This is a genomic window from Tolypothrix sp. VBCCA 56010, assembly GCF_050875635.1.
Taxonomy (GTDB): Bacteria; Cyanobacteriota; Cyanobacteriia; order Cyanobacteriales; family Nostocaceae; genus Hassallia.
Map to the genome: position 1 here is coordinate 1 of NZ_JBPAOH010000074.1, position 12,391 is coordinate 12,391.

At 43.2% G+C, this 12,391-nt stretch carries 15 protein-coding genes; 3 read left to right on the plus strand and 12 right to left on the minus strand.

Translation table 11 applies throughout. The features are described 5' to 3' along the window. Both AABK37_RS23045 and AABK37_RS23050 read right to left on the minus strand, forming a co-directional pair. On the minus strand, positions 1-2,374 hold a 2,374-nt coding region (locus AABK37_RS23045; RefSeq protein ID WP_432553862.1), incomplete at its 3' end, for a tetratricopeptide repeat protein. Between the two features lie 325 nt (positions 2,375-2,699). Continuing rightward, positions 2,700-2,843, minus strand: a complete 144-nt coding sequence (locus tag AABK37_RS23050) for a hypothetical protein (RefSeq protein ID WP_432553863.1) — start codon at positions 2,841-2,843, stop codon at positions 2,700-2,702. Positions 2,844-3,002: 159 nt separating this feature from the next. On the opposite strand from AABK37_RS23050, the gene AABK37_RS23055 reads away from it, so the two are divergent. Beyond that, on the plus strand, positions 3,003-3,656 hold the full coding sequence (locus AABK37_RS23055; RefSeq protein ID WP_432553864.1) for a hypothetical protein: 654 nt from the start codon (positions 3,003-3,005) through the stop codon (positions 3,654-3,656). Positions 3,657-3,727: 71 nt separating this feature from the next. Here the strand turns inward: AABK37_RS23055 and AABK37_RS23060 are convergent, their stop codons facing one another. From AABK37_RS23060 to AABK37_RS23080, 5 genes are all read right to left on the minus strand, one after another. Continuing rightward, complete coding sequence (locus AABK37_RS23060) at positions 3,728-4,102, minus strand: hypothetical protein (protein WP_432553865.1); 375 nt, start codon at positions 4,100-4,102, stop codon at positions 3,728-3,730. A 150-nt stretch (positions 4,103-4,252) separates the two neighbouring features. Next, entirely contained in the window at positions 4,253-4,630 is a 378-nt protein-coding gene (locus tag AABK37_RS23065) for a hypothetical protein (RefSeq protein WP_432553866.1), read from the minus strand. A 130-nt stretch (positions 4,631-4,760) separates the two neighbouring features. Continuing rightward, entirely contained in the window at positions 4,761-5,234 is a 474-nt protein-coding gene (locus AABK37_RS23070) for a Panacea domain-containing protein (protein WP_432553867.1), read from the minus strand. A 102-nt stretch (positions 5,235-5,336) separates the two neighbouring features. Continuing rightward, positions 5,337-6,377, minus strand: a complete 1,041-nt coding sequence (locus AABK37_RS23075) for a DUF1611 domain-containing protein (RefSeq protein ID WP_432553868.1) — start codon at positions 6,375-6,377, stop codon at positions 5,337-5,339. Then, positions 6,361-7,413 carry a dipeptide epimerase gene (locus AABK37_RS23080; RefSeq protein WP_432553869.1) on the minus strand — a complete coding sequence of 351 codons (1,053 nt, stop codon included), beginning with the start codon at positions 7,411-7,413 and terminating at the stop codon, positions 6,361-6,363. Before AABK37_RS23080 ends, AABK37_RS23075 begins: the two co-directional genes overlap by 17 nt. A gap of 352 nt (positions 7,414-7,765) precedes the next feature. Here AABK37_RS23080 and AABK37_RS23085 point away from each other — a divergent pair, with 352 nt between their 5' ends. After that, complete coding sequence (locus AABK37_RS23085) at positions 7,766-8,332, plus strand: NUDIX hydrolase (protein ID WP_432553870.1); 567 nt, start codon at positions 7,766-7,768, stop codon at positions 8,330-8,332. A 141-nt stretch (positions 8,333-8,473) separates the two neighbouring features. On the opposite strand, the gene AABK37_RS23090 is transcribed toward AABK37_RS23085, so the two are convergent. Together AABK37_RS23090 and AABK37_RS23095 are read right to left on the minus strand one after the other, a co-directional pair. Beyond that, positions 8,474-8,950, minus strand: coding sequence for a GNAT family N-acetyltransferase (locus AABK37_RS23090; protein ID WP_432553871.1), 477 nt, complete (start codon positions 8,948-8,950; stop codon positions 8,474-8,476). 201 nt (positions 8,951-9,151) lie between these two features. Next, positions 9,152-10,075: a nucleoside hydrolase gene (locus AABK37_RS23095; protein WP_432553872.1), complete on the minus strand. Its 924-nt coding sequence runs from the start codon at positions 10,073-10,075 to the stop codon at positions 9,152-9,154. A 19-nt stretch (positions 10,076-10,094) separates the two neighbouring features. Between AABK37_RS23095 and AABK37_RS23100 the strand changes: the two genes are divergently transcribed. Next, on the plus strand, positions 10,095-10,526 hold the full coding sequence (locus AABK37_RS23100; RefSeq protein WP_432553873.1) for a nucleoside deaminase: 432 nt from the start codon (positions 10,095-10,097) through the stop codon (positions 10,524-10,526). 66 nt (positions 10,527-10,592) lie between these two features. Here the strand turns inward: AABK37_RS23100 and rbsK are convergent, their stop codons facing one another. From rbsK to AABK37_RS23115, 3 genes are read right to left on the minus strand one after another with little or no spacing between them, the layout of a single operon-like run. Continuing rightward, entirely contained in the window at positions 10,593-11,597 is a 1,005-nt protein-coding gene (rbsK, locus tag AABK37_RS23105; RefSeq protein WP_432553874.1) for a ribokinase, read from the minus strand. Positions 11,598-11,624: 27 nt separating this feature from the next. Continuing rightward, positions 11,625-11,996: a type II toxin-antitoxin system PemK/MazF family toxin gene (locus AABK37_RS23110; protein WP_432553875.1), complete on the minus strand. Its 372-nt coding sequence runs from the start codon at positions 11,994-11,996 to the stop codon at positions 11,625-11,627. Continuing rightward, on the minus strand, positions 11,951-12,175 hold the full coding sequence (locus tag AABK37_RS23115; protein WP_432553876.1) for a hypothetical protein: 225 nt from the start codon (positions 12,173-12,175) through the stop codon (positions 11,951-11,953). The genes AABK37_RS23110 and AABK37_RS23115 overlap by 46 nt, the downstream gene beginning before the upstream one ends. Positions 12,176-12,391 lie beyond the last annotated feature (216 nt).

Sequence of the window (12,391 nt, forward strand, 5' to 3'; positions counted from 1 at the left end):
CTTTGGAATAGGAATCCTGAATCTGGTTGGCAGAGGCGAGCGCTTTATCGAGCAAGAAAGCGGCTTTTTCCGGTTGGTTGAGCTTGCCAATAGCTTGGGTAATGGCACTTAAGGCAGAGACTTTGTAAGAGGAATCCTGAATCTGGTTGACAGAGGCGAGCGCTTTATCGAGCAAGAAAGCGGCTTTTTCCGGTTGGTTGAGCTTGCCAGTGGCTTGGGTAATGGCACTTAAGGCATCGGCTTTGGAATAGGAATCCTGAATCTGGTTGGCAGAGGCGATCGCTTTATCGAGCAAGAAAGCGGCTTTTTCCGGTTGGTTGAGCTTGCCATAGACTTGGGCAATGGCACTTAAGGCAGAGACTTTGGAATAGGAATCCTGAATCTGGTTGGCAGAGGCGAGCGCTTTATCGAGCAAGAAAGCGGCTTTTTCCGGTTGGTTGAGCTTGCCAATAGCTTGGGTAATGGCACTTAAGGCTTCGGTTTTGGAATAGGAATCCGGAATCTGGTTGGCAGAGGCGAGCGCTTTATCGAGCAAGAAAGCGGCTTTTTCCGGTTGGTTGAGCTTGCCATAGGCTTGGGCAATGGCACTTAAGGCAGAGACTTTGGAAGAGGAATCCGGAATCTGGTTGGCAGAGGCGATCGCTTTTTCCAGCAGGCGGGCGGCTTCAGCAGAATTTCCATCCTTAGCAAAGGCGAGAGCCGCTTTTAATTGATACTCAGGACTCGGTGTCTGCTGACTCACATTAGTCAAGTGCCAGCGAATTTGAGTCAATTGCCCGGAAGTTGTATAATTCCACCAACCCCAAATCCCCACCAGCAGTAAAAGGATACTCCCAATCCCCCCAAATAAATAGTAAATTCGCTGCTTACCACGTTGACGCAGTGCTACACTAGCTTGAATAAATTCTTGCTCTCCTTTGCTCAGTTCCTCTCGGCGTTGTTTCAGATTTTTTTCCGCTTCCGTTAACACTGCACCCCGCAACAATGCCCCTTCATCCCGTTGCATTTTTTGCCATTGCAGCATTGCGAACCGCAGCCTTTCTTGCCAAGCGCGAAAGCTACGGTCTGCATTCATCCATTGTCGCAGTTCTTCCCAATTACGAATCAACGCTTCATGAATAACTTCCACAGTTTCTTGGTTAGCAGCATTTTGACTGGTGACGACTAATCGATCATCCGCCAACTGTGTCACCAATTTCCAGCGTTCTTCACCCAATTCGGCTTTCGTCGCCACTCGTCGCGTATCTTGTCTGTCTTCACCCGGATGCACTAATTGGATGAAAATCCGCCGTACCTGTTCTTTCTGGGCTGCACTCAACTTACCATAATTGCGATCTGCATGACGAGCCAACGCACCTTGTACCTTACCTATGTGCTGATAAGCTGCATGAGTTAACTGTTTACCCTTTCGCTGCTTCCACAACTCCGTCAACGCAAACTCCAAAAGAGGTAAATTCCCCGGTTCATCTTCCACATCATCTAATATGCGTTCCACCAGTCCCCCTTCAAAAGTCACCCCCAACTTTTCAGCAGGCTTTGCAATCACCTGTAAAAGTTCATCATGATTCATCGACCTGAGCTTGATATCAGTTTTCAATACATCTCCAAAAGCGGGATATGACAGAGCATTCCCCAAGAAATCTGCCCGCATGGTTGCAACTAGCACATTAGTCTTGCCAGGGGAAGATTGAAAGCTGGTTAATAAAATATCTAGAAAACTATGGCGAATTTTATGATCCGCGCATAAAGTGTAAATTTCTTCAAATTGATCGGCAATCAGCAACACCCGATCCGTGGGGTGATTTTGGTGAATCTGGGCAAATACATCAGCTAGAGGGATTTCACCATCACCAAGGGATTGTGACAACTTACGAGCTTGGATGATCTTATCAGTAGCATCCAGATTTTGTGTGTAAAGCGGAACCAGCGCCAAAGCTAGGGCATGAAAAGGGTCAGAACCGGGACGAAAATGGGTAAACTTCCAGTAACCTGCTTCTTGCAGCTTTGGCACCAATCCTGCCAACACCACCGAAGATTTTCCACTTCCCGACGCACCTAAAACGGGTATAAAATTGCGGTTTTGAGTCGCCGCAAATAGTTCTTCTACAAATACCTCACGTCCGAAGAAAAACTCTGCATCACCAGGACCAAAGTGAAACAAACCGCGATAGGGACAGAGAAGATTTTCGTCAGCAGCATCGGTAGATTCAACAGGTAATACCGTTGTACTTTCACGATAATAGTAGTTAGTGATGGTGATAGTAGCAGTATTGCTATCTCCAGTAATAATCGCACTGCGGTCAGCGCTCCCTCCAACTTTGGCACTGCGGTCTTCTTCTGGCATCCCACCCTCACTTACCGATTGTGTACCCAAATCAATACACTTAATTTAATACGTCAGACTAATATAGGACTTACGCATTGACATAAATTTGATCGTATGCGTAAACCCTTGCTTGATTTGCACCAACAGAAGTTAAGTATGAATTCGCTTTCCTTCTGTATTTAGAATAGGTGTAAGCACCATCAACTTATGCAGTTTTAGAAAGGTATGGGTGTGCAGCAACTATTAGGCGATCGCGCTCTTTGTTAATTTCCAGATTCTCGCTACCGATTAAATTTTAGGATAATCAAACATCCCAGCGTCAAGACGTACAGCAGCATGTGGATAAATTAATAGCTTCTTTGTGGTAATAAAGTTAATATTGAGTGCGATCGCGTTTTCCCAATTGCCGAATCACCCGAAGTACGAGAGCGATGCCTTCCCTTCGGGACGCTTCTCTACGAGAGGCTCCGCCAACGCGAACGGCAAGCCGCAGAGCGGCAACGCCTGCATCCATCATCAGTTTGAAAGCTTGCCAATATGTATCAGCCTTAAAATGAAACGGTATTAAGTGGCTCTAAGCTTATCAGTGGCACAGTACTTTGATGTCGCTATTTGCGGAATAACGCTTGGGAATACTGAAGTTAAGTGATATACCATTGCTCACAAATTTTTTAAAATGGCTGCAAAGATAAGCATTACCGATCAAGAGAAACAAGCTTGTAAAGAGTTTGCAGAGATTTACGCCGATACAGTTCGTGACATCTATGCAAAAAATAGAAATCAAAATGATATAAAAATTATTATTGATCAAGCATACTGGGCAAAATTAGCAGAAGTAGCTGTTGAGAAGGAAGTACAGAAAATAAAAGTAGAGATCGTTGAGGGGGTTGATTTCTCTATTCATCAGAGACATCAAAAAAGCTTCGATGCTGATATCAAGACGGTAAATGCAAGACTCCACGTAAAAAGCTTACATTTCGATCGTGCGGAGAAGTCCTGGGTTTTCCAAAAAACAGATCCAGTTGTGTATGAGCCGGAAGAAGATGAAATTTTAGTATTTTGTGTAACACATCCGAATTATGTAGAAATAGTTGGAGCTTGTCAAGCAAATGCAGCTTTAAGTTTTTACGCACCTCCACGCAAAAGCGAGTTGGCAGCGACTAAAGAATGTTTATATCTTATAAATCATCCTAAAAAACCTAAAGTTCCGGAAATATCTGAAATACTTAAGTCTCTAGAAACAGTTTTAAAGGCTAGAACACAGTTGAGGGTGGGATACACAGATAAATCGCGCAAATCTATGCAAGCCTATGTTTGGAAGGAATTTTGAAGCGATCGGCAAGCTAATATGAGGATGCGATCGCGATTTGGCTGAGATTGCGGGATTTTATCAGCTTTGGACTACCGATTAACTTTTAGGATAATCAAATACCCTAGTGTCAAGACATATAGCAGCATGTGGATAAATTCATAGCTTCCTGTCGGCAATAAAGCTAACATCCAAGTCAACCCCAACTGATAAGAGTTTAATAAGATTGTCAATATTCCAACATATAGCAGCAGTGCAACGCCAATACCTGAAGGAATATTCAGTGCATTTTTCAGCAATAAAGCGATAATTCCCAAAATCCCCAGATAGGGAAATACCAGAAAATAGATGAAAAACCAAAATCCTACTCTATCAGGGTTAGGAGGTGACAAAAGCCAAGCCAGGTAGAAAAAACCATTGACTCCCATTCCTAAAAATATCAATATGTAGAATATCTGAGTAGGCATCACTCTCGTTTGTCTGTTGAATATGGTATCAGCTTTAGCCGCGCATGATCGCATTTAATAACAAACCTGCATCAAAGCGAATTGGATCTGTACAAGGTAATCCAGTTTCTGATTGTACTTGAGCGATCGCGCTTTGTTTTACAAGGTGAATTAAGAGTAAAGTCTATGATCTGGATCTAACCAAACAATGTAAAAGACGTTTTCGATAAAGAATCCATGAACTCTACCATGCTCGTTTGATGAAAGTTGAAACTGATATGGTGTATCTACCAGCTGCTCTTCATTAGGAAGACCAAAGCAAGTTTCAGTAGTTCTATCCCAGTCTATTGCATGGCATCGCAAACGTTTGGCATTTATAACAGTAATTTCATTAACTGTCATACTTGACAAATCGCGCAGTCTCTGAATTAGGGCTTCTAAATATCGTGCATCCTTGTTGCTATAGCGATTCCCACTCAGGTGAGGTACAAAATTATATGGCGGGTTGTAGGGGCACGGCAGTGCCGTGCCCCTACGGGTGTACCTCATTAAACCGAGAAACGCTATAATCAAAAACTTCTCGTTGTCGTCCTTGAAATACCTGTACGAAAAACTAATTCCTTGAGGAGGCTTTACTTTTGTAGGTTTTATCCTAGATGAAGGTGGAGTCTGTTTTGATTCAAGCTTCTTGATTTTCTTCGGCTTCGGCACGAGTTTTGTAATAGTCTTTCATTGATGCTTTAGAAATTATCGCCCTGCAAGGTGCATCCAAAGAAAGATTTCCTCTAGCTTGAATCCAAGGATCTTCATGATGAGTCATCTGCTCTAGTTCAAAAGCATCACACCCAAAATAGACTTCTGTCAACTCTTCCAAGAAATCCCGAATTTCTTCAGAAAAATCTGGTGGTTCAACATCCTTTAAGATAGGCTTCCACCCAAAGTTTTTATATTCTTGATACAAGGCAGGAATAACAGGTCCATGAATCCATGCTTCAAAATCTTCATCAAACAGAGGTTGTCCATAAAGAGCAAGATACCAAGCTTGAGCATAATAAACAAGTTTTTGCAGTTTCAGGTTGCTGATATACGAACCTGTTTCATTAGCTAGCCAGATGAAGTAATCGGCGATCGCTGCTGCTGTAATATGAGTCATAGTTCACCTATCGAAGCTTACTCAAAACCTCTACAAATTCGACACGCTTATCGCTTCATAGTATTATTGTACTATTTTGGGCTAAATTTCTTCAACAGATGATTACCCGCGCACGATCGCATTTAATAACAAACCTGCATCAAAGCGGATTGGATCTGTACAAGGTAATCCAGTTTCTGATTGTACTTGAGCGATCGCTTCTTTTGCTGCTGACTCATCTAAATGCCCTGTATTCAGTGCTACACCCACTACAGGCACGGATGCAAAAGCACCACCTGCACTAGCAACGATTTCATACAGCTTAATCACCTCTGGTAAAGGCGGAATCGGTACATTATCCATCACATGAGTTTGTCCGGCACGATGTACGAGTATCATTTGTGTTGGTTGCGAACCGCGTATCAAGGGCAATGTTGCTGTAGAACCAGGGTGTAATAGCGAACCTTGTCCTTCTATGTGCAAAATGTCGTAATTTTCGCCGAAGCGCATCACCATCTGTTCCACAGCACCGGCGGCAAAGTCTACCCGCACGGCATCTAATGGCACACCATCACCTTCTAACATCAAACCAGTTTGCCCGGTTGGGAGAAACTTAGAACGCAAATTTCGCAAACGTGATGCCCAATGTAATTGTATGCTTGTAGACATTTTCCCGACTGCCATATCAGTTCCCACAGTCAACACTCGCCGGCAAGGAAGAGTGCGTGCCAAGGCAGTAGCAACACCTAAATTAGGTGGTTCTTTTCGTACATCCCAAATTAATTGTCCTGGTTTCAGCAGTCCTTTTAAATCTGGCATGTTTGCCAATGGTGTGTGCAAACCGTTTACCAATGACATGCCGGACATTAACGCATCTTTGATATCATGCCAATAATCATCTGGTAATATACCGCCTTTGGGAGCAATACCAATTACCAAAACTTCCGGTTGATATTGTAATGCAGCGGCAACTGATGCGACAATTGGGACATCTCGCTTAATGCGCGTTAATTCCGGTAAAGATTGCCCTGCACAGGTGCGATCGATAACGGCAACAATTGGAGCTTCACTGTAGCGTAAAAGTGACAGCCCTGTTTTGCCATGAGTTCCTTTGATTTGGTCATGTAGCAGAATCGCTATCCGTCGATCAAGCGGTAAACGCACTGTATTGTACCCCCAAACCTGGTAAATCGTTCGGTAAAATTTTTCCGTCAAGAGCGATCGCACCCGTGAAGGGGTCATCGATTAAGTTAAGATGACTGTCTAAGTCTAAATAATCAGCTAACGGTGCAAGCTGTGCTGCTGCCGTATTCGCTAACGTACTGTCAGAATAACACCCAAACATTACTTGCAATCCTAAAGCACGCGCTGTATGTACCATCCGCATTGCTTCACTTAAACCACCTGATTTCATCAGCTTGATATTAACACCATCTACACAGTCTGCCAGATGAGGAATATCAGCGCTAGTAAAGCAACTTTCATCAACAAAGATGGGCAAAGGAGAATGCTGCTTCAATTCTGGTAAACTCTTTTCTTGCCCGCGTGGAAGTGGTTGTTCCACATACTTTACACCCAAATCAGCCAAAAAGATGCACATTTCAACAGCATCTGACAAACTCCAACCCCCATTTGCATCAACGTACAATTCTAAATGAGGTGCTTCTTCGCTCACTGCTAACAGCATTTTTTGATCTGCAACAATACCATCTGGATTACCCAACTTTACTTTGAAAATACGGACATCAGTAAATTGTAACCAGTCTCGCGCCCTCGCTCTTGCACCTTCCGGCGTATTAATGCCAATTGTCACCGAAGTGGGTACAATGGCGTTTTTGTCAAGTCCCCAGAGTTGCCACAGTGGTAATTTTACATATTTGCCGAGCCAATCGTGCATCGCCATATCCAGCGCTGCTTTAGCTGCGGAAGGAACAGCGACTTTGGTTAACACTTGCTCAATTGGCGATCGCTGCAAAGGATTGTATGCTTGCAACATTGGTGCAACTTGCAGCAAAGCATCTTTGATTATTTCCGTTGATTGCGGATTAGTACCCACACTAAAGGGTGATGCTTCCCCCCAACCCTCGATATTATCTTGGGAAATTTTTACCCAGACATTCGTCGTCTGTGCCGTAGTTCCGCGACTTATCGTTAAGGGAAAGCGTTTGTTAACAGTAAATGTTTTTACCTCAATTTGCATGATTATGCTTAATATTAAGCAAAGGTAAAAACAGTGTAGATGCAAATTTTCCAGATTTAAACGCATCTGTTATACTTTTTTACAATTCTTTACTAAATCACCATATATATTTTCTTTTATTAAAAACTAGTAGTATATGTAGGGTGTGTTATGCCAAAGGCTAACGCACCTTATCACTTTTTTTGAATTTTGAATTTTGAATTTTTGAGTTATGGTGGAATGCCTAACGCACCGCACTCTTATCGTAAAAACGGTGCGCTCTTCCTAACAGCATAACACACCCTACCACTACTAGTCCCTAGTCCCTAATCCCTAATCCCTAGTCCCCAGTCCCTAATACCTAATCTTCTTTATGCACAAATTAAAAAAATGGAAAATCTTGCAATCAAAAATGGTCTTAGATAATTTTTGGTGCAAAGTGAGGCAAGATGAAATAGAATTACCCAACGGCAAAATTATAGATGATTTTTTTGTAATTGTTAGACCAGAAATTGCCTTAATTTTACCTGTTACGAATAATCAAGAAATTGTTTTTGTACGGCAATACAGACATGGAGTAGGTGAAATATTATTAGAACTGCCTGCTGGAAGATTTGATGCAGCATATGAAAGTGCAGAAACAGCAGCAGTAAGAGAACTCAAAGAAGAAACAGGTTATACAGCCGAAAAAGTGATTAAATTAGCTACTTTATACGATAATCCTGTAAAAGATACGAATAATATACATTTATTTATGGCAGAGAATGTGAGAAAAATTGGAGAGCAAAATTTAGATATTACCGAAGAAATAGAAGTTGTCTTGATTCCGGTAGAATCAGTAATAAAGAAAATTACCCTAGGAGAAATTTCAGTTTCAGGTAGCGTTGCTGCCCTTTTCTTGGGTTTGAATTATTTAAACACGAATCAGCACGAAAATTGAAACCAACACTTTGGGTTACGAGTGGGTTTACCTTTGCTACCCTCTGGGTTGAAAAAAGACTAAACTAAAGAAAGTGCCCTCTTCGGAGTGTAACGCACCCTACTGGCGTAACAAGAGCAATCGTTTTCAAACTGCGAACACCTACAACTTCTTGAAGTACCTAGCGATCGGTAACAGCCTGAAACCCAGCTTTTCATAAATACAACGTGCCGGCGCATGACCAGGATCGCCTCCGGTCTCGACCATAGCAACGGACATTCCAGCAGCTTTCATCCAATTAAGAGCGAATTCTATCAGAGCGGTGCCAATGCCTCGACGTTGATAATCTGGATCGACGGCGATCATGTAGATTTCTCCCAAGCTGCTTTCCGAGTCGAGTTTCACGGCTACAAACCCCACAGCTGAACCAGAGGCGATCGCAACCCACACTTTTGTGTCTGTTGCTGCACAGACTTCCTCGACAGCATGAAGCTGGCTTACACGCCAATCGGGATAAAATGAGCGGTACACATCAAAGTCCATCGCATTCTGAATCGAATCAAAAACCGGAGTCCATGCTCGAAGCGAAAGACTCTTGACTGCATCAAGTTGACTTGTGTCGTATGGTTCAATTTGCATTTCGGTATCGACTCCATTTATACGGGTTCCGAGGTATTATGACGGCAGCAAAGGGACTTATAGCGGTTCCGATTCAGATACGATACAACATCATATCGCCAGGTGTAGGGGCACGGCAGTGCCGTGCCCCTACGGGTGTACCTCACGTAAACGAGAACCGCTATAATATCAATCGAAAATCCCAAATCTAAAATCTAAAATTCATCGCGCCCATTGCTGCAAAATGTAATTGTAAAAAGCCTCTTTATCAACTTTATCCATAGCCGAAATTTTCCGACCTTTAGATACTACCTTAGTACGTCCTTGACTTAAACCAGTTGTGATAATTTCTGTTTCCCACTCCCGCAATTGATAAAACTCTGGATGAGCGAGATAAGCTGTTGCTAACACATCCCAAAAATAATAATCTTGGGGAATAACTAACGCATAACATTGTCCTGCCAAATCCGAGATGGGATAATGGCGTTGTCGTCCCATTTTGTAAACAACCTCAGATGTCACGGGTACATTGTTAGTTAAATCCAAAGGACACATGATAATTTCAATTTGACTTTCCCACACTCGCGCTGCGGAAATTGGGTCCCAATAAACATTCCATTCCGCAGAACCGTCTTGTCCTGCTTCCAAACTTTTCTCTACATTACCACCAACATTTAATGCACCACCCATCCAGACAATCTTCTGAATTTTCGCTTCAATTTCTGGTGCTTTATCTAACGCTACTGCAACTGTGGTTAAGGGACCCGTTACCATCAACGTTACTGGTTCGGGTGCATCACGCAACACTTGTATCATGAAATCTTGACCTGGTTGTGCAAGCAAAGGAGTGCTAATTGTTTCGTTTTGATTGAGAATCGGCAGATGATCGACAATAAACGAATCGCGACGGTAGAGACGGGGGAAAGGATTAATACCGCGCACAGTGCTTAAAGCTACCGGGATATGAGAAGATTCCATCAAATCGAGAATTTTGCGTGTAGCGCTGACAGCCGGTTCAGCATAGCAATCAGCAGGAGTGACGACGACACCCAAAAGTTCAATATGTTCCATCGTCATCAGCAGCATAGTTGCTAGATAATCATCAACACCACCATCGTGATCCATTAAAACGAGTTGTTTAGACATAAGTAGGAGACATTAACAAATGGATGAATTTATGCAAGCTGCCATAACCGAAGCAAAACAAGGTAGACAAGAAGGTGGAATTCCCATCGGTTCCATTCTCGTCAAAGATGGCAAAATCGTCGGTAGAGGACACAACAAGCGCGTACAAGACAGCGATCCTGTCACTCATGCCGAAATTGATTGTCTCCGCAACGCCGGCAGAATTGGTAGCTACAGAGGCACAACACTCTATTCAACCTTAATGCCGTGCTATTTGTGTGCTGGGGCAGTGGTACAATTTGGCATCAAAAAAGTCATCGCCGGCGAATCAAGAACTTTTCCCGGTGCGAAAGAATTTATGGTATCCCACGGGGTCGAAGTTATTGATTTAAATCTGGATGAATGCGAACAAATGATGAGTGAATTTATCGAAACCAACCCCGAATTGTGGAATGAAGATATTGGGAAGTAGTTAGGAGGCGCGGAGGCGCGGAGTTAGTTGTTAGTTGGTAGTTGTTAGGAGGCGCGGAGTTAGTTGTTAGTTGTTAGTTGTTATCTCCCCCTTGTCCCCCACTCCCCCTTGTCCCCTTGTCTCCTTGTCCCCCCCACTCCCCCACTCCCCCACTCCCCTCTCCCTAAGAAACGCATTAAACGTAACTCTATCCGGTAGCGAAGGTTGTGCGCCTAATTTCGTTGCCGCTAAAGCACCCGCTGCTGCACCCCAAATAACGCAGTCGCGCAAAGAATGTCCTTGGGAAAGCGCTGCGGCTAAACCACCGTTAAAAGCATCGCCAGCAGCAACGGTGTCAACAGCTTGCACTGCAAACGCAGGTATAAAAAATCTTTCTTCAGGAGTTGCACAAAAAACACCTTTAGCGCCTAATTTGACGATCGCATTTTTCACGCCTTTTTGCAACAACACCGCCGCTGCCTTTGCTGCTGACTCTTCCCCATCCACCGGAAAACCCACCAATTGCCCCGCCTCAACTTCATTTGGTGTAATAATATCCACCAAGCGGTAAAGTTCATCTGGCACATCATTTTGTGCGGGTGCGGGGTCGAGAATTACTCTTACTTGTGCATCTCGTGCCGCTTTCGCAGCAGTGACAACAGCAGACATGGGAATTTCAAATTGTAAAAGTAGCGCTTTAGCTGTTGGTAATAAGTGCGATAATCGTTCTATATCATCGTTATTTACACGCTTATTTGCACCGGGAATCACAATGATGTGATTTTCACCTTTGACATCAACGCTGATAACTCCAACACCAGAACTAACAGTTTTATCTATGAATATATTGTTAGTTTGTACGCCAGAAGCTTGCAAATTTTTAAGAAGTTCTGCACCAAAATTATCTGCACCAACACGTCCTACCATTTGTGTAGGAATTCCCAATCTAGCTGATGCTACCGCTTGATTTGCACCTTTACCCCCCGGTGCTTGAAAAAAATCGTTTCCTAGCAGCGTTTCGCCGGCAATTGGCAAGCGAGGTGCTGTTGCTACCAAGTCTATATTGATGCTGCCGAAGACGATGATAGTCATAATTTCAGGAAGTAGCGCACAATTTTATTATCCCGTGTTTAAGCTTAAGTATCGACGGAGGATGTTTTGAGCTTGCTGTAATAGTTCTGGTTCTAGTTCGCCCAATCTTTGAATTAAGCGTATTTTATCAAAGGTCATCGGTTCGACGCACACCAACAAGCTATCAACAGATAAACCATTTTGTGGTGATGAAGGTACTACCACCACTGCTGCTTGTATCCGAGGGTCATTAGGTCGTGCTGAAGTGAAGGGTAAAACTGTAACTTTACTACGTTGGGCATTAAAGACAGTGCCAGAAATCACTAATGCTGGACGTATTTTACGAATTTCAGTGCCTACAGATAAGTCAAAAGTTACAATCTGGATGCTTCCCAGTCTGTAATCGCTGCGTTCTGCCATTCGCTACCCCAACCTAATTCAAGTTCATCTACCAAGGCACAAGCGATCGCTAATGCTGCATCTTCTTGTTGCTGCTGCCATTGCTGCAAGAGAGATTCAATCAGCGCACTGCGGTTTTCAACTTTTTGGTCGATGTAAGTTAGTAGTTCATCTGGCAACGAAATAGAGATTTTCGCCATATCCTACCTTGAGTCATACTATAAGTAGTATAAGCTGTTTGGGGTGCGTAGGCGTAGCCCGTCGTAGACATCGCCTAATACGAACACTACTGTAAACAAATGTAAAAAAATATGTCTTAGCAAGCAGTATGCGTGTTGGCAACTGGGGTGCTATTGCTATTAAAGACGACAATGCTAATTATCTCCCAGTATAAGTAATTTAACATAAAGATAAAG